Genomic DNA, 21121 nt, shown 5'->3' on the forward strand with positions numbered 1-21121 from the left:
CGAACGAGTGACGTAACGCGGTGGTCTCAGGGTCGTTTGCCGTTCCGAGGTTCCGGATGCCGGTCCACGGACCGGGCCCCGGGCGGCGCAATGAGCCGCTCCGGGCGGCGCGGGATTTCGCCCACGCGAGTCAGTTATGGAGTAGATATGGGCGTTTTTGCGAAGATTCTCCGTCGCGGTGGATCGAGCGGGGAGGGGCAGGCCGCGAAGGAGCCGGCGTCCACCGCCGAGCAGCAGGCCGCGGAGGCCACGGCGGCGGTTGCGCCGGAGGGCACCGAGGAGCCGGCGAACGCGGATGCCGCGGGCGCCGCGGGGATCCCGAAGCAGCAGTCGGCCGAGGGGGCCGCGGACAGCGACGCGGGCGAGGAGGCCCGTCAGTAGGCCCCGGGAGGCGCGCGGCCCCTCCCGGGGCCCGCGGCCCCCGGTCCGCCGCGGCGGACACGGCTTTCAGGACCAGGTGGCGACGAAGTAACCCACGCCGTACGGCGCCTCGTTGTACAGAAGCGACCCGCGCAGGGAGGTGTCCTCAGCGGCGCCCGCGGCGACCTGCCAGCAGGCGCGGCCCGTAGCCTGCAGATCCGCCGCCAGTTCCGCGTCCAGCGCGGCCAGAGCCGCCGTGTCCGCGGCGCCCAGGGCGCGGGCCGCCCCGGCGTCGAAGCCGGCGGCGCGCCCGTCGTGGTAGCCGGGGGCCTTCCGGGCGCGGCGCGCACTGCCGTCGCCCATCACCAGCAGCGCCACCCGCCGCGCCCTCGCGGCGATCTCCCGGCCCGCTTCCGCGCAGCGCCCGGCCGCCAGCGGCTCGCCGACGCCCAGCCCTTCCACGGGCGCTCCGTTCCACTCGGCCCGCTCCAGCAGCCACGCGCCCACCGCCAGTGACGGCGGCAGCATCCGCCCGCCCGGCTCCGGCGCCGCCTCGCCGGACGGCCCGAGCCGTACCGCCAGATCCACGCCGAAGCCCCGGAACGATCCTTCGGTCCCCTGGGGATACGGACCCCGCCCGGACTCCTCCGCGGGCCCGACGGCGACCAGCACGTCCGGACGCGCCGCCGCCAGCACCCCCACGGCGTCCGTACACGCCGCTCTGAGCGCCTCCAGCTCGCCGGCGGCACCGGAGGCCACCTCGGGCACCAGCAGGGGCGGACACGGGCAGCAGGCGGCGGCGACGAGCATGAGGCGCAGCCTAGCCGCCGGGTCACGGCGGCCGGTGAACGTCCCCGGGCACGGCAGCGCACCGTGTCAGCGGATGCCCGGCCGAGGGGGGAAGGAGCGGCCCGGGAGCGGTGCGTGGCGCGTACCGCACGCCACGTGCACGCCCGGCCTCGGGACGTGCCCGCTTCCCGCCCGGCCCGGGGGCCCGCGGGCGGGTCAGTGCGCCGCGCAGCCCTCCGCCGCCGGCAGCGGGTCCGGGACGCCCACCTTCGGCAGCCCCAGCAGCACGCCCTTACCGCCGGCGCCGCCCGCGTCGGGTGCGGCCTGCCGCGCGGCCCAGGCGTCGCCGGAGCGGGTGCGCCGTACCGCCCGCGGCGGGGCCTCGGCCAGCAGGTGGTGCGGCGCCGCGTAGGTGATCTCCACGGTCGCCATGTCGCCCGGCCGCACCGGGTCCTCCGGCCGCGCGAAGTGCACCAGCCGGTTGTCCGGCGCCCGGCCGGACAGCCGCCGCGTGGCGCCGTCCTTGCGGCCCTCGCCCTCCGCGACCATGACCTCCAGCACCCGGCCGACCTGCTTTTTGTTCTCCGCCCAGGAGATGTCCTCCTGGAGGGCCACCAGACGCTCGTACCGCTCCTGCACGACCGCCTTCGGCACCTGTCCGGGCATCTCCGCCGCCGGTGTCCCCGGCCGCTTGGAGTACTGGAAGGTGAAGGCCTGGGTGAAGCGCGCCTCGCGCACCACGTGCAGCGTCTGCTGGAAGTCCGCCTCCGTCTCACCGGGGAAGCCCACGATGATGTCGGTGGTGATCGCCGCGTCCGGGATCGCGGCCCGCACCTTCTCGATGATCCCCAGGTACCGCTCCTGCCGGTAGGAGCGCCGCATCGCCCGCAGCACCGTGTCCGAGCCCGACTGCAGCGGCATGTGCAACTGGGGCATCACGTTCGGCGTCTCGGCCATCGCCTCGATCACGTCATCGGTGAAGTCCCGCGGGTGCGGCGAGGTGAAGCGCACCCGCTCCAGCCCGTCGATCCGCCCGCAGGCCCGCAGCAGCTTGCCGAACGCCTGCCGGTCGCCGATGTCGGACCCGTACGCGTTGACGTTCTGCCCCAGCAGCGTGATCTCGCTGACGCCCTCCGCGACCAGCGCCTCGACCTCGGCGAGGATGTCGCCGCTGCGGCGGTCCTTCTCCTTGCCGCGCAGCGCCGGGACGATGCAGAACGTACAGGTGTTGTTGCACCCGACGGAGACCGAGACCCACGCGGCGTACGGGCTCTCGCGCCGCGTCGGCAGGGTGGAGGGGAACGCCTCCAGCGACTCGGCGATCTCGACCTGGGCCTCGCGCGCCACCCGCGCGCGCTCCAGCAGCACCGGCAGCTTGCCGACGTTGTGCGTGCCGAAGACGACGTCGACGTACGGGGCGCGGCTGACGATCGCGTCGCGGTCCTTCTGCGCCAGACAGCCGCCGACCGCGATCTGCATGCCGGGCTTCGCGGCCTTCTTCGGCGCGAGCTGGCCGAGGTTGCCGTACAGCCGGTTGTCGGCGTTCTCCCGCACCGCGCAGGTGTTGAACACGACCACGTCGGCGGTGGTGCCGGAGCCCGGCTCCGCGCGCACGTAGCCGGCCTCCTCAAGAAGCCCCGACATCCGTTCGCTGTCGTGGACGTTCATCTGGCATCCGAACGTCCTGACCTCGTACGTGCGCGGCTGAGCGACTTCCTCGGGCATGCCAGCGATCATCCAAACGGCGACGTGGGTTCACGGACGGGCCACCCGCAGGCGGCCCGTCCGTCAGTCTACGACTTCGGCGATACGCCTCAGTCGGCCTGTGCCGCGGGGGCGTACCGCCTCAGCTCGGCGGCCAGCTCCTCGTGCACCAGGGCCTTGAGCATCGTGCCCGCGGCGATGTGCTCCTCCGAGAGCACCTCGCCCTCGTTGTGCACACGCGAGACCAGCGCTCCCTTGGTGTAGGGCACGACGGCCTCGATCTGGACCTGCGGGCGCGGCAGCTCCACGTCGATGAGCGCCCTCAGCTCGTCCATGCCCGCGCCGGTCGCGGCCGAGACCGCGATCGCCCGCGGCTCGATGCGCAGCAGCCGGCGCAGCACGTCCGGATCGGCGATGTCCGCCTTGTTGATCACGACGATCTCGGGTACGGACGTCGCACCCACGTCGCGGATCACCTCGCGCACGCTGATGAGCTGCTCCTCGGGCGCCGGGTGGGACCCGTCGACCACGTGCAGGATCAGGTCGGCGTCGCCGACCTCCTCCATCGTGGAGCGGAACGCCTCGACGAGATGGTGCGGCAGGTGCCGTACGAAACCGACGGTGTCGGCCAGTGTGTACAGCCGCCCGCTGGGCGTCTCGGCCCTGCGCACGGTCGGGTCGAGGGTGGCGAACAACGCGTTCTCCACCAGCACTCCCGCGCCCGTGAGCCGGTTGAGCAGCGAGGACTTGCCCGCGTTCGTGTAGCCGGCGATCGCGGCCGACGGCACCTTGTGCCGCTTGCGTTCCTGTCGCTTGACGTCCCGGCCGGTCTTCATGTCCGCGATCTCCCGGCGCAGCTTCGCCATCTTCTCGCGGATACGCCGCCGGTCCGTCTCGATCTTCGTCTCGCCGGGGCCGCGGGTGGCCATGCCTCCCCCCGCGGAGCCCGAGCCGCCGCCGCCCATCTGCCGGGACAGCGACTGACCCCAGCCGCGCAGCCGCGGCAGCATGTACTGCATCTGCGCGAGCGCCACCTGCGCCTTGCCCTCGCGGGACTTGGCGTGCTGGGCGAAGATGTCGAGGATCAGCGCCGTGCGGTCCACGACCTTGACCTTGACGACGTCTTCGAGGTGGATGAGCTGGCCGGGGCTCAGCTCACCGTCGCAGACGACGGTGTCGGCAGCGGTCTCGACCACGATGTCGCGCAGTTCCAGCGCCTTGCCGGAGCCGATGTACGTCGCCGGGTCGGGCTTCTCGCGGCGCTGCACCACGCCGTCGAGTACGACCGCCCCGGCCGTCTCGGCGAGCGCGGCCAGCTCCGCCAGCGAGTTCTCGGCCTCCCGGGCCGTGCCGGAAGTCCACACGCCGACGAGCACGACCCGCTCCAGCCGGAGCTGCCGGTACTCGACCTCGCTGACGTCCTCCAGCTCGGTCGACAGACCCGCCACGCGGCGCAGGGCCGCGCGGTCCTCGCGGTCGAGCTGATCGCCGTCACGAGCGGCGTCGGATCCGGGACTCCACGCGGCTTCGGCTTCCATGAGGGCGTCGGCACGCCGGCCTTCCGGGAGACGCTGCTCGTCCTGGGGAAGGTGGGTGGGAGAAGTCATCGGATCCTTGTCTGTGAGATCGGTGGTGTCTTTGTCAACAACGCCCCGCAGACCGGGAGGATTCCCCGCACGGCGGGCGGCGTGGCATCCACGATGGTCGCACGCTGCCGCACGGGCGTCACCCGCTTTACCGCCCGCGGAACCCCGCCGCGCAGCCCTCAGGGGCCTTGCGGACCCTACGGCTCACCTCGCCGGCTTCGCCGCCTTCCAGCCGGGGTGGCCCGGCATCGGCGGGGTGCGCTCGTCGTACAGCCAGGCGTGCAGGAACCCTGTCAGGTCGCGGCCGGCGACCTCGGAGGCGAGTGCGACGAAGTCCGCGGTGCCGGCGGAGCGGTCCCGGTGACGCGTCACCCAGGCCCGCTCCAGCTTTCCGAACGCCGCCTCGCCGATCTCCTTGCGCAGCGCGTACAGCACCAGCGCGCTGCCGTCGTAGACCACCGGACGGAACAGCTCCAGCCGCCCTCCCGCCGCGGGCCGCCGCGGCGCGGCCGGCGGGCCGCCCTCCCGCCGCCAGCCGTCGGACTGCCCGTACGCCGCGCGCATCCGGCGCACCAGGCTCCCGTGGTCGTGCCACTCCTCGGTGAACAGGGCCTCGTACCAGGTGGCATGGCCCTCGCTCAGCCACAGATCCGACCACCTGCGCGGCGTCACGCTGTTGCCGAACCACTGGTGCGCCAGTTCGTGTACGAGGACGCGCTCGGCGCGCCGCGGGTACGTGGCCGCGGTCTGCAGGAAGGAGCGGCCGAAGACCGACAGGGTCTGCGTCTCCAGCGCGAAGTTCAACGGCGCCTCCACCGACAGCAGGCCGTACGACTCCAGGGGGTAGCGGCCCGCGTGCCGCTCCATCCACGCGATCTGCCCGGCGGTGCGGTCGACGACGGGGCGGACGGCGCGCCGGTCGCGCTCGGGGACGACGTGGCGCAGCGGCAGCCCGTGCGGGCCGGTGCCGTGCAGCACCGCGGAGCGGCCGATGGAGACCTGGGCCAGCTCGGTGGCCATGGGGTGCACGGTGCGGTACGTCCACGTGGTGCGGGCGCCGTCGCTCCGGCGGGCCAGGCGCAGGCCGTTGGCGACGACCGTGAGGCCCCGGGGGGCGGTGACCCGGAAGGTGAAGCGGGCCTTGTCGGCGGGGTGGTCGTTGCCGGGGAAGACGCGGTGGGCGGCGTCGGCCTGGTTGGCCATCGCGAGGCCGTCCCCGGTACGGATCCAGCCGCCGCCCCCGCCGCGGGGGTCGCTGGTGTGCCGTACGGCGATGCGCAACGGGTCACCGGGGCGCAGGGTGCGGTCCGGGGTGACGACGAGGTCCTCGCCGGCGCGGACGTGGGCGGCGGTGCGGCCGTTGACGGTGACGTCGCGCACGGTGCCGTGGGTGAAGTCGAGGTTGATGCGGGGCAGGCGGCCGGTGACGCGGGCGGTGATCACGGTGCGGGCGGCCAGGGGGGTGTCGTTGCGGCCGCGGTAGGTGAGGGAGACGTCGTAGCCGAGAACGTCGTAGCCGGGATTGCCGAGGTGCGGGAAGAGGGGGTCGCCGATGCCGGCGGGGCGGGGCGGCGGGGCGGCCTTCTGCGTGCCGCCGCGGCCCGGGGCGGCGGGTGCGGCCGGCGCCGCGGGGGCGGCGGCCAGGGTGGCGAGGACGACGGCGGCGAGCAGGGCGTGGCGCGCATGGCGGCGCACGGGGACGGAGCGGGGCATGCGCTACCGCTATCAGCGGTGGACCGCCGCGTGCCGCCGACGCGGCAGCGGTGCACTCTAACGAGTGCGGGCCCGCGGACCGGGCGACTGCCGGCCGGCGCCCGCGGGGTGCTGGGCGCGGGAGACGTCGTACACCCCGGGCACCCGGCGCATCGCGCGCATCAGGCCCGGCAGCTCCGCCGGGTCGGGGAGCTGCACCGTGTACGTGTGCCGCACTCGCTGCTGGCGCGGCGGCTCGACGTGCGCGGCGACGATGGCGACGCCCGCGGCGGCGATGGCCTCGGTGAGGTCGGCCAGCAGATGGGCCCGGACGAAGGCTTCCGCGTTCAGCGTCACCCGCAGGGCTGCGGGCGGTACGCCCTCGCCCGTACGCCAGTGGACGCGCAGCTCGCGGCGGCCCGCGGCGGCCATCCGGGCCACGGTGGCGCACTGCGTCCGGTGCACGGCGACGGCGCCGCCGCGGACGACGAAGCCGGTGACGGCGTCGGGGGGCACGGGCGTACAGCAGCGGGCGAGGCGCATGGCGGCGTCCGGCAGCTCGGCGACGGCGGGCTCGGCGGCGCGCGGTACGCCGTCGGACGGCACGTCGGCGGGGGCGCCCGCAGGGGCGTTCCCGGACGTGTCGTCCGGTGCCGCGGGGACCGCCGGGGCGTAGTCGGCCGGGACGGGAAGCGCCGGGTCGCCGGGCTGCGCCGCCGGGTGGTCCGCCAGCCAGCGCGTGATCGCGATCCGCGCCGCCGGCGTCTGCGCGTGGTCCAGCCACTCCGGCGCGGGCCCGGACGCCTCCGGAGCCAGCAGCAGCGTCAGCGCGTCCCCGTCCCGCAGCCGCGTTCCGAGGCCGGCGAGCCGGCCGTTGACGCGCGCGCCCACCAGCGTGTGGGCCGTCTCGCCGTGGCGCGCGTACGCCGCGTCCACGCAACTGGCCCCCGCGGGCAGCACCAACGGGCCGCCCGGGTCGCAGAAGACGGTGATCTCCTGGTCGGGGGCGAGGTCTTCACGTAAGGCGGACCAGAAGGCGTCCGGGTCCGGTGTGGCACGCTGCCACTCCAGCAGCCGCTTCAGCCAGTCGCCCACCTGGCCGGCCGCGGGCCGCGCCAGCGGGCTGGCCAGCGCCACCACCCCGGCCTCGGCGACGCGGTGCATCTGCCGGCTGCGTACCAGCGTCTCGACGACGTATCCGCGCTGGTCCGCGACGGCCGTGTGGAGCGACTGGTAGAGGTTGAACTTCGGTACGGCGATGAAGTCCTTGAACTCGGCGGGCACGGGCTTGAAACACGTGTGCAACTCGCCCAGCACCGCGTAGCAGTCCGCCGCCTCCGGCACCAGCACCAGCAGCCGGCCGAAGTCCGTCCCGCGCAGCTCGCCGCGCTTCTTCAGCACCCGGTGCACCGAGACGATGTGCCGCGGCCGGATGGCGACTTCGGCGGTGATACCGGCGGCGTGCAGGACCTCGCGCATCTCTGCCGCGGTCTCCTCCAGCGGATCCCGCCGCCCGGCGTTCGCGAGCACCAGCTCACGGCTGCGCGCGTAGTCCTCCGGGTGCAGGACGGCGAAGACCAGGTCTTCCAGCTCGGTCTTGATCGCCTGCACGCCGAGCCGCTCGGCCAGCGGGATCAGCACATCGTGGGTCACCCGCGCGATGCGCACCTGTTTCTCCCGGCGCATCACGCCCAGCGTGCGCATGTTGTGCAGCCGGTCCGCGAGCTTGATCGACATCACCCGTACGTCGCTGCCGGTCGCCACCAGCATCTTGCGGAACGTCTCGGGCTCGGCGGCGGCGCCGTAGTCGACTTTCTCCAGCTTGGTGACGCCGTCGACGAGGTACGCCACCTCCTCGCCGAAGCCGGAGCGCACCTGATCGAGGGTCACCTCGGTGTCCTCGACGGTGTCGTGGAGCAGCGAGGCGGTCAACGTCGTGGTTTCGGCGCCGAGTTCGGCGAGGATGAGGGTGACGGCAAGCGGGTGCGTGATGTACGGGTCGCCGCTCTTGCGCATCTGGCCCCGGTGCGCGTCCTCGGCGAGCAGGTACGCCGTACGCAGCGTGGCGATGTCGGCGTCGGGATAGAACCCGCGGTGCGCCTTGGCCACATGCTCCAGAGCGTGCGGCAGGCCGCCGCGCGACGACGCGCCGCCCAGCAGGGCCACCCGGCCCAGCCGGCGGAGATCGAGGCGGGCCCGGCCGCGTCGGCGGGCACCGCCCGCCGGACCGCCCGGACTGCGGACCTCTGCGCTCAATCGGCACCTCCGGCAGCTCACCGGCTCCCGTGCCGGTACTTGATGCTATCGAGCCCATCACGCACTGCCGTACGGCTCTCGCTCAGCGTGGTCCAGATCACCCCTTCGAGCGATCGGAGCGCGCCGCCTCGTCGATGGCGGCCAGCGACCGGCGTACCTGGTTGCGGTCGGTCGTATACCAGAAGTCCGGCATGGAGGCGCGCAGGTAGCTGCCGTAACGGGCCGTCGCCAGCCGCGGGTCGAGCACCGCGACGACGCCGCGGTCGCCTGTGGCGCGTACGAGCCGGCCCGCGCCCTGCGCCATGAGCAGCGCCGCGTGTGTCGCCGCCACGGCCATGAAGCCATTGCCGCCCGCCTTCTCCACCGCCTCCTGCCGCGCGGTGGCCAGCGGGTCGTCGGGGCGCGGGAAGGGGATGCGGTCCATGACCACCAACTGACAGCCGGGGCCGGGCACATCGACGCCCTGCCACAGCGACAGACTGCCGAACAGGCACGTCGCCTCGTCCGCCGCGAACCGCTTGATCAGTTCGCCGAGGGTTTCCTCGCCCTGCAGCAGCACCGGGACGTCGAGCCGGCCGCGCAGCTCCGTGGCCGCCGCCTCGGCCGCCCGCTTCGAGGAGAACAGCCCCAGCGTGCGCCCGCCGGCCGCCTCCACCAGCTCCGCCAGCTCGTCGAGCATGTCCTTGCGCGTGCCGTCCCGGCCGGGCCGCTCCAGATGCCGGGCGACGTACAGGATGCCCTGCTTGCGGTACTCGAAGGGGGAGCCGACGTCGATGCCCTTCCAGGCCGGGGCACCCTCCTCGCCGCCGCCCTCCGGCGGCAGCCCCAGCGAGGCGCCGATCCCCGCGAAGTCGCCGCCCAGCTTGAGCGTCGCCGACGTGAGCGTCACCGAACGGTCGCTGAACACCTTCTCCCGTACGAGCCCCGACACCGACAGCGGCGCCACCCGCAGCGACGCCCCGAAACGGTCGTGCCGCTCGAACCACACCACGTCGAACTCCGAGCCCTGCGTGATCCGTTCGGCGACCTCCTGGACGTTCTCCACCGAGGCCAGCGCGAGACGGCGCACCACGTCCTCGTCCTGCACGGAGGAGTCCCGCGTCGTGCCGAGCGCGGAGATCACCGTGCGCGAGGCGTCCCGCAGCGCCAGCAGCGCGTATCCCAGGTCCTCCGGCACCGGCTCCAGCCGGCCCGGCAGCGCCAGCTCCATCAGCCGCTCGAAGCTCTCCGCCGCCGTCTGCAGGGCGTCCGCCGCCTTCTCGTCGACCAGCTTCGCCGACAGCCGCACCGCGCGGTTCACCCGCCCCGGAGCCAGCTCGCCGGTGGCCACGCCCGTGACCCGGGAGACCAGCTCATGCGCCTCGTCGACGATCAGCACCTCGTGCGACGGCAGCACCGGGGCGCCCTCCAGGGCGTCGATGGCCAGCAGCGCGTGGTTGGTGACCACCACCTCGGCCAGCTTCGCCCGCTCCCGCGCCGCCTCCGCGAAGCACTCGGGGCCGTACGCGCACCGGGCCGCGCCCAGGCACTCCCGGGCCGACACCGACACCTGGGACCAGGCGCGGTCCGAGACCCCGGGGGTCAGCGAGTCCCGGTCGCCGCTCTCCGTCTCGTCCGCCCAGTCGCGCAGCCGCAGCAGATCCTGGCCGAGCTTGCTCGACGGCTGCGACGACGCGCTCTCGAACGGGTCGAAGAGCCCGGTGCCCAGATCCGGGTCGTCCTGCGGCACGCCCTCGTGCACCCGGTGCAGACACAGGTAGTTCGACCGGCCCTTCAGCGTCGCGAACTCGGGACGGCGGCGCAGCCGCGGGTGCAGCGCCTCCACCGTGCGCGGCAGATCGCGCTCGACGAGCTGCCGCTGCAGCGCCAGCGTCGCCGTGGCGATCACGACCCGCTCACCGTGCGCCAGCGCGGGCACCAGATAGCCCAGCGACTTACCCGTCCCCGTCCCCGCCTGCGCCAGCAGGTGCGAGCCGTCCGCGATCGCCTCCGCGACCGCCTCGGCCATCGCCACCTGGCCCTCCCGCTCCACGCCGCCGACGGCGGCCACCGCCGCATGGAGCAGCTCCCGCAGCTCACTGCGGTCGTCGGGGCCGTCGGGTGCGGGGGCGCCGGCGCCGTCGTCGGGCGCGAGGACGTTCTGGTCTGCCATGGCACGCAACCCTAAGGGGCGCCACTGACAGTGACGGCCGTCACGTCGGGTGAAGGGGGTTGGGCACGGTGCCGTCGACGGCGGCGTGCGGGCGCCGGGCCCGGTCGCGGTACCCGTCGAGGTAGAGCCGGTTGCGGTTGAGGCAGAGCCGGTCGATACGCGGCACCAGCAGGTCGAAGAGCACGAAGCGCTCGGCCAGCTCCGGGAACCGCCGCTGGTAGCGCAGGATCTCGTCCCGTACCAGACCGAAGAACTCCGCCTCCGGCATGCCCAGTTCGTCCGCGCACAGGGGAGCCAGATAGCGGAAGACGCCGACGAACAGGCCCGAATGGATGAACTGGGGCAGGAACTCCGGAGGTTCGGTCAGCAGCGTGCGGCGCACTTCGCCCGGCATCCCGGCGTGCTCGGGCAGCGGCTTGGAGCTGACGTTGACGTCGTCGACGAAGTCCTTCAGCGCCAGCCGCACCGGCACGTCCGCGTCGTCGAAGACCACCACGGCGTTCTCGCCGTGCGGGGAGAAGACGGTGCCGTAGCGGTACAGGAAGTGCAGCAGAGGCGGCAGCAGGGCGGCGAAGAGCCGCGCCAGCCACGCCCGGGGCGCGAGCCCCGAGCGGCGTACCAGCTCGGCCGTCAGCGAGCGCCCGTCGGTGTCGCTCCACAGCAGGGCCGCCAGCGTCCTGGCCCGCTCCCCGGGGTCCAGCAGCGGGCCGATGGGCTCCCGCCAGATGCAGCCCAGCAGCTCGCGGTACTGGTACGGGACACCCGGCAGGGAGTCGTAGAGCGGATGGCGCACCGTCACGCTCGCCGTCTCGCCCAGCAGCACGACGCGCGTCTCCTCGGCCAGGAACGGGTCCGCGTCCCGCAGGCCGTGCACCCAGCGCGTGACGGCGGGCGCCGCGAGGGTGCGCTCGGTGGGCAGTCCGCGCCAGACCAGCGTGTTGAGCACGGAGAGCGGAAGCTTGACCGAACGCGCCCGCGGGCGGCTGAGGTTGAGGAACGTGCGTACCGACTGCTGCGGCAGCCACATGTCGGCCGGTCCCCCGTCCTCCGGCAGCGGGATCACCAGCCCGGCGGCGACCTGCGGCGCGTAGAGCGTGGCGACGGTCTCGTCCCACTGCCACGGGTGCACGGGCAGCCACAGATACCCGTCCGGGTCCCGGCCGGCCGCGGCGACCGCGTCGGCGAACACCGCGCGCGTGGCGCCGCCCAGTTCCTGCGCGTACAGCTCCTCGGGGCCGGCGAGGCCGGGCACGCCACGGTACTCGGCGAGCGAGCGGTGGACCGCCAGCCACGGCAGCCGCCGTGGGACGCGTGCCTCCGGGGCGTAGGCGGCGGCGTCGGCGGCCGAGAAACCGATGCGCCCCTTGTTGGCCACCAGCCACGGATGGCCGGTCTGGTGGCCCTCCAGCTCGGCGTAGCCGAGGTCGGCGAGGCGGGCGGCGGACGGGGCTCCGCGGGCGAGGCGGACGTCGGCGGCGAGGGTGGCGGTCAGCTCGCGGATCAGGTGACCGGTGGTGTCGCCCGCCAGCCGCAGGAGCCCGTCGTGGGCGCGGGCGAGGAAGCGCAGCGGGTCGCCGTCGGGGGTCAGGGAGGCGGGGTCGACGCGCCAGTGGCCGTACGGGCCCCGGCGGGCGGTGAAACGGTAGGTCACGTCGTCGGTGACGGGGAGGCGGTAGGGGCGCCCGCGGTCATTCGCGGGGCCGGGACGGGGCCCGGATCCGGGTTCCGGGTCGGGCTCCGGGGTGACTATGCCCTCGTAGGCGAACTCGCCCAGCATCTTGGCGAGCAGCCGGCGGGCGGCCAGATCCCATGCGGTTCTGCGGGTGGTGTGCGCGGCGTCGGACAAGGGCGTCGGCTCCTCTCCGTCCTACGGCAGGCGGGGCCGCGGCGGCTTCGGCGGGGTCACGGGCGGGCTCGGGGGCGGCGGGGGCGCGGCGCCGCCGCCGTCGCCCGGCGGGCGCTCCCGCACCATCAGCGCCGCCCGCTTGTCGGGCAGGTCCAGCTCCTCCAGGAAGTGGAAACCGGCGTTCAGAAAGGCGGCGACCGACGGCACGTTGTGCACGTCCGGCTCCGCGAGCACGCGCCCGCAGGACCCACAGTTGTCGAACACGAGGTCGCTGACGGTGCGGATCAGCAGAGAGCCCACCCCCCGGCCGCGGTCGGCGCCACCGCCCAGCAGCAGATGGACACCCGTGTCGCACGAGCGCGCGCGGTAGTACCCGGCGAGGGGGTCCCGGTCGGCGCGGTAGACCTCCCAGTAGCTCATCCGCACACCGTCCAGCACACCGAAGCAGGGCACACTGTGCCCGGCTTCGAGCTGTGCGCGCACATGCCGCGCGGTGACCTCCACCGGACCGGCGAGCTTCCAGAAGGCGGCCACGGAAGGATCGTTCATCCAGCGGTGCAGGAGTGTCAGATCACGTGCGGGCTCGGCCGGGTCGAGGGGCTCCAGGCGGAACGGACCGGCCGGGGTCTCGGCGGGCGCCCAGCAAGAGATGTCGTAAGGGGCGGGGGACCGGGCGGCGTCCTTGAGGAGCCGGCCCAGGCCGGCGCCGAAGTCGATGGTGTCGTCGGGGAGCGGCTCCGGGGCCCTGGTGGGGGCCGGGGGATCGGGCGGCACGGGACCTCTTCTCGTCTTCTCGTCTTCTCGTCGTACGGAACGGGGCGAGGGGCGGTCAGGAGATCAGCGGATTGGGAACGGTGACGTAGACGGACTGCGTGTCCACCGGGCCGACCAGCTCGTCCAGCCCGTGCACCCGGGTCAGCAGGTTGGCCTTGCAGCGCAGCGTCCCGCCGCTCAGCAGCCGTTCGGCCAGCGCGCAGCGGCCCCGGCCGGGGCCGCCCGCGGCGAACGGCTCCAGGAAGCGACGGAACGCGGCGAGCAGCACACGCTCGTCGACCAGGCCCGCGGCGCCGAAGGCGCCGACCAGGCCGAGGACGTTGTTGACGCCCACGTAGTACGTGAAGCGCTCGTCGGTCACGTCGTCCGGGACGAACGTGTCGCTGGCGGTGCCCAGGCCCGGCAGCCGGCGCTCCAGCTCCGCGCGGCGGGATGCGCGGAAGTAGTACCCCTGGTTGTCCCGGTACCGGCCGCCGGCGGGCCAGCCCTCGGCGTCGAGGAGCAGCACGACGTTCTGCTGGTGCGCTTCGAGAGCCACGCCCGCCTCGGAGTCCAGCCACATCACGGGCCGTACGACCACCTCCAGGTAGCGCAGGAACCACTCCGCGGCCACCGCCGCCGTCCCCTGCCCCGTGCGGTCCGCCAACTGCTCGACGACATCCTGCAGACGCGAGCGCATCGCGCCTCCCGGCGACCGCGGCACCGGGGAGGTCAGCGCGGCGACGCACACCGCGTCGTCCTGCGCCGCGAACGGCTGGTGCCGTACGACCGCGTCCAGACCCGCGACGGGCTCGCCGGCCGCGCTGTCGACGGCCAGCCACGCCGGATCCCGTACGACGTCGAAGCCGGGCGCGCCGGGGAAGCCGCCGGGGACGGACGCCTGCCACTCCCTGCCGAGGCCGGAGCGCAGCAGACGGTGCACCTCGGTGCCGCGGTGCAGCTCCTTGCGGAGGTTCTCCCGCCGGGAGTTGGTGATGCGTACGCCCAGGGAGAGCTTCAGCATGGCGGGCGCCCCCGGGTGGTACAGCGTCCTCACCGACGCGGTCGGGTGCCAGGGGTCGCCGTGCGGGCCCAGGTCGCGCAGCAGGCCGGCGTCGAACAGCGCGGCGGCGGCGGGGCGTTCGCGGATCTCGCGGGCCTGCCACGGGTGCACCGGCAGCGGCGTGCAGCCGGGCGGCACCGCCAGCCCGGGGCCCGCCAGCCGGGCGGCCAGTTCGCGCACGGGTAGGCCCTTGCCGCGCTCGGTCCATGCCGAGTCGCCGGCGAGGACGCTGTCGTGGACGGCCAGCCAGTGCAGCGGGAAACTGCCGCGCAGCTCCGGGGAGTAGCGCCGGACCTCTGCCTCCGACAGCCCTTCGCGGCTCTTGGGCGTCGGGTGCAGGGGGTGGCCGAGGAGCAGGGACTGCTCGCCGGTCAGGAACGGATCCCCGGTCGCGGGCGGGGACCCGGCGCGGCGGGCGGAGAGGAACACGGCTGTGTGGCGTACGGAGTCGGCGACGCGGCCGGCGAGGTCGGCGCAGCCGCCGGACGGCTCGGGCCCGGTGCGTGCGCGCGTGCCGGGGGTGTCCGGCGCGGCGGCCCGTGCGGCGTAGACGGCCTCCCGGCTCAGCAGCGACGCCAGCGTCACGGCGTCGACCGGCGGCGCGTCCTCCGGGGCGCCGTGCAGCACGGGCCGCCCGAAACGGTGCCAGCCGGCCGCCGACCAGTACCGCACCGGGACCCGCAGGCACGCCCCGCTGGCGGGAAGGAGCAGCCGCAGCGTGCCGTTCTCCGGCTCCGCCACCCCCTGTTCGCGCACCCAGCAGCGCAGCAGGTTCTCGGCGGCAGCCGCGTCGGCGGCGACCCCGGCGTCCGGGTGCTCCAGCGGGTCGGGCTCGGGCTGTCCGCCGTCCACGGTGCCCCGCCGGTACTGGCGGGGCACGGCGGGCTCGATGAGCCGGGCCGGCCGCCGGCGCACCGGGGGCCGGACGGCGCCGGCGGGGAGATCGTCGCCGACGGGCTTCGCGTTCACAGACGTGCACCTCGGGATGGGTCGCGTGCGAAAGGAGCGCCCCCGGGCCGCACGGACGGGCGGGGACGGAGGGGGACGGACCGGGCGCCCCGGCGGGCGGTGCCGGGCGGGCGGCGCGTACGGCGGACGCGCGCGTGCACGACCGCTTCGCGAACGACGGGCACAGTCCCACCCCCTCGCACCGGATACGGGTCCGCGGCCCTCGCACTACCAACGACGAACCCGCGGCAGGAACACGGCCGTCGGGAAGATCCTTGGGCGCCGTGGAACCACGGGGCCCGGTGCGGCCGTCCACAACGGCACCGGCATAGTGGGACCTCGTGTCCCGCCGGGGCACCTGTGCAGAGAAACTGGGGGAGTCGATTCCATGCCCGCCAACGGGAAACGTCGTATACCGGGGAAGGCGCTTGCCGCGACGGCACTCGCCGCGACGCTGGCGCTGACCGCCGGCGCCTGCGAGGACGGCGACAGCGGCGCCGACGACAAGCAGCAACAGCAGGAATCGCAGGCGCCCGAGAAGGAGCTGACGCTTCCCGAGGGCATCCCGGACTCGCTGAAGGACCTCGACCTCGACAAGTGGAGGGACGGCGGCTGGGAGAACTGGGCCAAGGATGACTGGCTGCGCGACGCGCGCGAGTTCATCAACCCGATCATCGAGGACCTCTGGGACCCCGACCGGATGTGGGAGGCCGAGCAGCCGCCCAACCGCGTCGACGAGGACGACGTGTCCGAGGACCAGGGCGTCACCGACCCGGAGCCGCAGCCCGTGCAGGCCGAGGAGCTGGCCACGCCGTACAATGAGTCCCACCCGGCCGCGGGGAAGATCTTCTTCGACACCCCCGAGGGCCCCATGGTCTGCTCCGGCACCGTGGTCGCCGACCCGGCCAACCCGGGCAAGTCCAACCTGGTGGCCACCGCGGGGCACTGCGTGCACAAGGGCGCCGACGGCGGCTGGTGGCGCAACCTCATCTTCGTGCCCTCCTTCAACCCCGAGGGGAAAACCGTCGCCGAGCTGGAGGCCGAGCAGGCGACCGAGGCCGACATCGCGCCCAAGGGCACGTTCTGGGCCGAGGAGGCGCGTACCACCGACGAGTGGATCTCCCAGGGCAAGACGGTGGGCGGCGTGGGCGCCCCGTACGACTTCGCCGTGATGAAGGTGCAGCCGAAGGACGGCGGCGGGCAGTCCCTGGAGGAGACGGTCGGCGCCGCGGTGCCCGTCTGGTTCGACGCCCCGGCCGTGAAGGACGTCGGTGACCTCACCGCCACCGGCTACCCGGCGGCCGCGCCGTACGACGGCGGGCGCCTGTACTCCTGCACCGACGCGCCGGGCCGGCTGTCCATCCAGGCGTCGCAGCCCACGATGTACCGCATCGGCTGCACCATGACCGCCGGCGCCTCCGGCGGCGGCTGGACCGCGTCGAACGACGGCGAGGAACAGCTCGTGTCCGTCACCTCCATCGGCCCGCTGCAGGCCACCTGGCTGGCCGGGCCGCGTCTGGACAAGGAGGCCGAGAAGGTCTTCAACGAGGTGAGCGGCGGCTAGCCGCCCGCTCCGTACGGCGGACGCGCATCGTCCGCCGTACCCGTGCCCGCCGCGCGCCGGGCTCCCGCCGGGAGCCCGGCGCGCTGGCCGTCCCGGGCCCCCGTTTGGCAGGATCGCCGCGTGGTCCCCTTCGTCCCGCGTCGCCCCGGCAGGCGCCGCGTACTGCAGGCCGCCGTGGCGACGGCGGCCGCGCTCGGGCTGCTCCTGTGGTGGCTGCTGCCGCTCGGCGGCGACGGCCGCCCCGAGGGGAAGGTGATCTTCGCCACGGGGGTGCGTTCCGGCGTCTACGCGGAGTACGGCCGGCTGCTGCGCGAAGGGCTCGCCCGGGACGAGCCGGGCCTCGACGTCCGGCTGCACACCAGCCAGGGCTCCATCGACAATCTGCGGAAGGTCACCACGGGCCGGGCCGACTTCGCCGTCGCGACCGCCGACTCGGTGGCCACCTACCGCCGTGACCGGCTGCCCGGCTGGCAGAGGCTGCGCGCGGTGGCCCGGCTCTACGACGACTACGTCCAGCTCGTCGTCCTGCGCGACTCACCCGTACGGCACGCGGCCGACCTGCGCGACCTGAAGGTCGGCGTCGGCGAGGACGGCTCCGGCGTCCAACTGATCACCCGCCGGCTGCTGTCGGCGGCCGGCCTCGACTTCGACGAGGACGTCACGGCGGTACGCGAGGGCCTCAACTCGATGCCGGAGCTGCTGCGCGACCGGAAGATCGACGCCTTCTTCTGGTCCGGCGGCCTGCCCACCGAGGCCGTCGAGCGGCTGGCGCAGCAGACCGAGATCGAACTCGTGCCGCTCGGCGACCTCCTCGGTGCCCTCCACGCCCAGGGCGAGCTGGCCCGCTACTACCGCGCCGCGGTGATGCCGCCCGACGCCTATCCCACCGTCCAGCGCGACACCGCCGTGCCGACTCTCGCGGTGGCGAACCTGCTCGTCACCACGGACCGGGAGGATCCGCGGCTGACCGAGAGCGTGACCAGCACGGTGATACGGGACCGGGACCGGATAGGCCGCGTGGTCCACGCGGCACAGCGGGTCGACCTGCGCACGGCGGTCTTCACCGACCCGCTGGAGCTGCACGAGGGCGCGGTGCGCTACTACCGGGAGGAAAAGCCGTAGAGGCCGCGCCGGACCCGTCCGCGATTCGCCGGCGCGGGTTGACAGTGAAATCGAACATAGGTTCACATGAGGGGGTGGCCGGGTTCTCCACAGGCCGGGCCGACGCGCGGCGCGTTGTCAGTGGCAGGCGCTAGCGTCAGTGACGTGAAGCGATCGACTCAGACATCCCGGGTGGAACCCATGGCAGCGACTGACCGCGAGAAGGCGCTCGACGCCGCACTCGCCCAGATTGAACGGCAATTCGGCAAGGGTGCCGTGATGCGCCTCGGCGAGCGGCCGAACGAGCCCGTGGAGATCATCCCCACCGGGTCGACCGCGCTCGACGTGGCGCTCGGCGTGGGCGGTCTGCCGCGTGGCCGCGTGGTGGAGGTGTACGGCCCGGAGTCCTCCGGCAAGACGACCCTGACGCTGCACGCGGTGGCCAACGCGCAGCGGGCCGGCGGCACGGTCGCGTTCGTCGACGCGGAGCACGCCCTCGACCCGGAGTATGCGAAGAAGCTCGGCGTCGACATCGACTCCCTCATCCTCTCCCAGCCCGACAACGGCGAACAGGCACTGGAGATCGCGGACATGCTCGTCCGCTCCGGCGCGCTCGACCTGATCGTCATCGACTCCGTCGCGGCGCTCGTCCCGCGTGCGGAGATCGAGGGCGAGATGGGCGACTCCCACGTCGGCCTGCAGGCCCGCCTGATGAGCCAGGCCCTGCGGAAGATCACCAGCGCGCTGAACCAGTCGAAGACCACCGCGATCTTCATCAACCAGCTTCGCGAGAAGATCGGCGTGATGTTCGGCTCGCCCGAGACCACCACCGGCGGCAAGGCGCTGAAGTTCTACGCCTCGGTGCGCCTGGACATCCGGCGTATCGAGACGCTCAAGGACGGCACGGAGCCCGTCGGCAACCGCACGCGCGTGAAGGTGGTGAAGAACAAGGTCGCGCCCCCCTTCAAGCAGGCCGAGTTCGACATCCTCTACGGGCAGGGCATCAGCCGCGAGGGCGGTCTGATCGACATGGGCGTGGAGCACGGCTTCATCCGCAAGTCCGGCGCCTGGTACACGTACGAGGGCGACCAGCTCGGCCAGGGCAAGGAAAACGCGCGGACGTTCCTGAAGGACAACCCCGACCTGGCCAACGAGATCGAGAGGCGGATCAAGGAGAAGCTGGGCATCGGCCCGAAGTCGGAGAACCCGGAGGGCGAGCCGGGCGCGGACGCGGGCACCTCCGCGGCCGCGGTGGACGGCGCCGCCCCGGCGGGGAAGAAGACGGTGCCGGCCCCGGCCAAGACCGCGAAGGCGGCCAAGGCCGCGGCCAAGAGCTGACCCGTGGTCCGGCGCACCGACTGGCCGCTCCCGCCCCCGGACGACGGCGGTCCGCCGTTCGGGGACGACCCGGAGGACGGCGCCGCCCGGCGGGGCGGACGCCGGCGGCGGGGCGGACGCGGTCGGCCGGCGTACGGCGAGCGGGCCGGGCCCGAAGACACCCGTGCGGAGGGCCGGGCGCGGGAGACGTCGCTCAGCCCGGAGGAACGGGCGCGGTCGATCTGCCTGCGGCTGCTCACCGGGGCGCCGCGCACCCGCAGGCAGCTCGCGGACGCGCTGGCGAAGCGGGACGTCGACGCCGAGGTGTCGGAGGCCGTGCTCGACCGCCTTGAGGCGGCCGGGCTGATCGACGACGCGGCGTTCGCCGGCGCCTGGGTGGAGTCCCGGCACCATGGCCGGGGTCTGGCCCGCCGCGCGCTCGCGCGCGAACTGCGCACCCGAGGCGTGGCGTCCCCGGTGGTCGACGAGGCGGTGAGCCGGCTCGATGCGGACACCGAGGAGGAGACCGCCCGCGAGCTGGTCGCCCGGAAGCTCCGCGCCACCCGCGGACTGGACCGCGAGAAGCGCATCCGGCGCCTGGCGGGCATGCTGGCTCGCAGGGGCTACGGGGAGGGGCTGGCGATCCGCGTCGTGCGCGAGGCGCTGAAGGCGGAGGGCGAGGACATGGAAGACCTGCTGGAGGACTGAACGGCAGGGGCTGCGGCGCCCGGGGCGCGCTGCGGAGCGGGAAACGGCCCCCGCGTCCTGAGTCCTCCCGGCGTCACGACGCCGGGCGGACGAAGCAGGGGCTCTGCGCTGCCGTGGATGCCTGGCCCGGCAGCGAGTCGAACGGTCCGGAGTGACGCGGGTCCTTCGCGGGCCGGGGGCGGTGTCCTCGCCGCCCGTGCCCGCCGCGCACCCGTGTCGTACGCGAGGCAGTGCCTCCGCAGTGCCCGCGTGTCCGGCCGCCGCCGCGGCCGGTTCGCGACACTCCACGCCGCCCAAGGCGGCGGCCCGGGGCCAGGTCCCGGGCCAGATAGAGCGTGCCGGGCCTCAGACCCGGCGGAGGACCGCGACGACCTTGCCGAGGATCGTGGCCTCGTCGCCGGGAATCGGCTGGTACGCCACGTTGTGCGGGAGCAGCCACACGTGGCCGTCCTCGCGCTTGAAACGCTTGACCGTGGCCTCGCCGTCCAGCATCGCGGCGACGATGTCGCCGTTCTCGGCGACCGGCTGGCGGCGCACCGCGACCCAGTCGCCGTCGCAGATCGCCGCGTCGATCATCGAGTCACCGACGACCTTCAGCACGAACAGCTCGCCGTCTCCGACGAGCTGCCGGGGCAGCGGGAACACGTCCTCGACCGACTCCTCGGCGAGGATCGGGCCGCCGGCGGCGATCCGGCCGACCAGCGGCACGTACGACGCGGCGGGCTTGCCCGTGGTGTCGGTGGCGGCCTGGCTGGAGGGCGTCTCCGCGCCGCGCACCTCGTACGCCCGCGGCCGGTGCGGGTCCCGGCGCAGGAAGCCCTTCCGCTCCAGCGCCATGAGCTGATGCGCGACGGACGAGGTGGACGAGAGGCCGACGGCCTGGCCGATCTCGCGCATCGACGGCGGGTAGCCACGGCGCTGCACCGAGTCGCGGATGACCTCGATGACCCGGCGCTGGCGCTCGGTCAGGCCCGAACTGTCGGCCCTGATGCCCGGCGGGCGTCCCGGCATGGAGCGCTTGGGTGGCTGCGCCTCGCCCTCACGGCCGTCCCCGGAAGGCGGCGTGAGCTGCGGCTCTGCTGCCTGCGGGGGCCGTTCGTGGGCGGCGATGGCTGCGGTGTCTGCGGTAGTGGTCACGTCGGCGGGCCCCTCTCGAGACGGTTCTCTCTCTCGTAGGACCAACGGTAGTTCCTTTCGAAAGGTTGCGCCAAACACACGTTCGAGTGAAAAACTTCGGTTTCACTTCCGTGATCCATCAACTGGGTGTAAAGCGCTTGCCGGG

The 21121-nt window shown here is 73.9% G+C and carries 15 protein-coding genes; 5 read left to right on the plus strand and 10 right to left on the minus strand.

Annotated elements, in window-relative coordinates:
• Positions 1–147: 147 nt before the first annotated feature.
• Entirely contained in the window at positions 148–381 is a 234-nt protein-coding gene (locus I003_RS0111715; protein ID WP_027771706.1) for a hypothetical protein, read from the plus strand.
• A 66-nt stretch (positions 382–447) separates the two neighbouring features.
• On the opposite strand, the gene I003_RS0111720 is transcribed toward I003_RS0111715, so the two are convergent.
• The 9 genes from I003_RS0111720 to I003_RS0111760 form a co-directional block, all read right to left on the minus strand.
• Positions 448–1170 carry a class III extradiol dioxygenase subunit B-like domain-containing protein gene (locus I003_RS0111720; RefSeq protein WP_027771707.1) on the minus strand — a complete coding sequence of 241 codons (723 nt, stop codon included), beginning with the start codon at positions 1168–1170 and terminating at the stop codon, positions 448–450.
• Positions 1171–1365: 195 nt separating this feature from the next.
• Positions 1366–2874, minus strand: a complete 1509-nt coding sequence (gene miaB / locus I003_RS0111725; RefSeq protein ID WP_027771708.1) for a tRNA (N6-isopentenyl adenosine(37)-C2)-methylthiotransferase MiaB — start codon at positions 2872–2874, stop codon at positions 1366–1368.
• A gap of 89 nt (positions 2875–2963) precedes the next feature.
• Positions 2964–4460, minus strand: a complete 1497-nt coding sequence (hflX, locus tag I003_RS0111730) for a GTPase HflX (RefSeq protein ID WP_027771709.1) — start codon at positions 4458–4460, stop codon at positions 2964–2966.
• Positions 4461–4643: 183 nt separating this feature from the next.
• A complete protein-coding gene (locus I003_RS0111735; protein ID WP_027771710.1) occupies positions 4644–6152 on the minus strand; it encodes a M1 family metallopeptidase in 1509 nt (502 codons plus the stop codon).
• A gap of 57 nt (positions 6153–6209) precedes the next feature.
• The gene (locus I003_RS0111740; RefSeq protein WP_027771711.1) at positions 6210–8387 is read right to left on the minus strand and encodes an HD domain-containing protein; all 2178 of its coding nucleotides are present in this window, start codon (positions 8385–8387) and stop codon (positions 6210–6212) included.
• Positions 8388–8484: 97 nt separating this feature from the next.
• Entirely contained in the window at positions 8485–10539 is a 2055-nt protein-coding gene (locus tag I003_RS0111745; RefSeq protein WP_037720668.1) for an ATP-dependent DNA helicase, read from the minus strand.
• Between the two features lie 40 nt (positions 10540–10579).
• Positions 10580–12385, minus strand: coding sequence for an IucA/IucC family protein (locus tag I003_RS0111750; protein ID WP_027771713.1), 1806 nt, complete (start codon positions 12383–12385; stop codon positions 10580–10582).
• A gap of 21 nt (positions 12386–12406) precedes the next feature.
• Positions 12407–13159 (minus strand): GNAT family N-acetyltransferase, encoded by a 753-nt coding sequence (locus I003_RS0111755; RefSeq protein WP_027771714.1) that lies wholly within the window; start codon positions 13157–13159, stop codon positions 12407–12409.
• 55 nt (positions 13160–13214) lie between these two features.
• Positions 13215–15170: an IucA/IucC family protein gene (locus I003_RS0111760; RefSeq protein WP_027771715.1), complete on the minus strand. Its 1956-nt coding sequence runs from the start codon at positions 15168–15170 to the stop codon at positions 13215–13217.
• 367 nt (positions 15171–15537) lie between these two features.
• On the opposite strand from I003_RS0111760, the gene I003_RS0111765 reads away from it, so the two are divergent.
• The 4 genes from I003_RS0111765 (at position 15538) to recX (ending at position 19839) form a co-directional block, all read left to right on the plus strand.
• Positions 15538–16713 carry a hypothetical protein gene (locus I003_RS0111765; protein ID WP_027771716.1) on the plus strand — a complete coding sequence of 392 codons (1176 nt, stop codon included), beginning with the start codon at positions 15538–15540 and terminating at the stop codon, positions 16711–16713.
• A 120-nt stretch (positions 16714–16833) separates the two neighbouring features.
• Positions 16834–17835 (plus strand): TAXI family TRAP transporter solute-binding subunit, encoded by a 1002-nt coding sequence (locus I003_RS0111770; protein ID WP_027771717.1) that lies wholly within the window; start codon positions 16834–16836, stop codon positions 17833–17835.
• A 180-nt stretch (positions 17836–18015) separates the two neighbouring features.
• On the plus strand, positions 18016–19152 hold the full coding sequence (gene recA / locus I003_RS0111775) for a recombinase RecA (RefSeq protein ID WP_027771718.1): 1137 nt from the start codon (positions 18016–18018) through the stop codon (positions 19150–19152).
• Positions 19153–19155: 3 nt separating this feature from the next.
• Positions 19156–19839 carry a recombination regulator RecX gene (gene recX / locus I003_RS0111780; protein ID WP_027771719.1) on the plus strand — a complete coding sequence of 228 codons (684 nt, stop codon included), beginning with the start codon at positions 19156–19158 and terminating at the stop codon, positions 19837–19839.
• 345 nt (positions 19840–20184) lie between these two features.
• On the opposite strand, the gene lexA is transcribed toward recX, so the two are convergent.
• The gene (gene lexA, locus I003_RS0111785) at positions 20185–20976 is read right to left on the minus strand and encodes a transcriptional repressor LexA (RefSeq protein WP_027771720.1); all 792 of its coding nucleotides are present in this window, start codon (positions 20974–20976) and stop codon (positions 20185–20187) included.
• Between the last annotated feature and the right edge of the window lie 145 nt (positions 20977–21121).

The sequence above is a fragment of the Streptomyces sp. CNQ329 genome, from assembly GCF_000482585.1.

Excerpts from the sequence above, each read along its gene's own strand:
- miaB (WP_027771708.1), bottom strand. The coding sequence starts at position 2,874 with ATGCCCGAGGAAGTCGCTCAGCCGCGCACGTACGAGGTCAGGACGTTC.
- I003_RS0111745 (WP_037720668.1), bottom strand. The coding sequence starts at position 10,539 with ATGGCAGACCAGAACGTCCTCGCGCCCGACGACGGCGCCGGCGCCCCC.
- I003_RS0111715 (WP_027771706.1), top strand. The coding sequence starts at position 148 with ATGGGCGTTTTTGCGAAGATTCTCCGTCGCGGTGGATCGAGCGGGGAG.
- I003_RS0111720 (WP_027771707.1), bottom strand. The coding sequence starts at position 1,170 with ATGCTCGTCGCCGCCGCCTGCTGCCCGTGTCCGCCCCTGCTGGTGCCC.
- I003_RS0111735 (WP_027771710.1), bottom strand. The coding sequence starts at position 6,152 with ATGCCCCGCTCCGTCCCCGTGCGCCGCCATGCGCGCCACGCCCTGCTC.
- I003_RS0111765 (WP_027771716.1), top strand. The coding sequence starts at position 15,538 with ATGCCCGCCAACGGGAAACGTCGTATACCGGGGAAGGCGCTTGCCGCG.
- recA (WP_027771718.1), top strand. The coding sequence starts at position 18,016 with ATGGCAGCGACTGACCGCGAGAAGGCGCTCGACGCCGCACTCGCCCAG.
- hflX (WP_027771709.1), bottom strand. The coding sequence starts at position 4,460 with ATGACTTCTCCCACCCACCTTCCCCAGGACGAGCAGCGTCTCCCGGAA.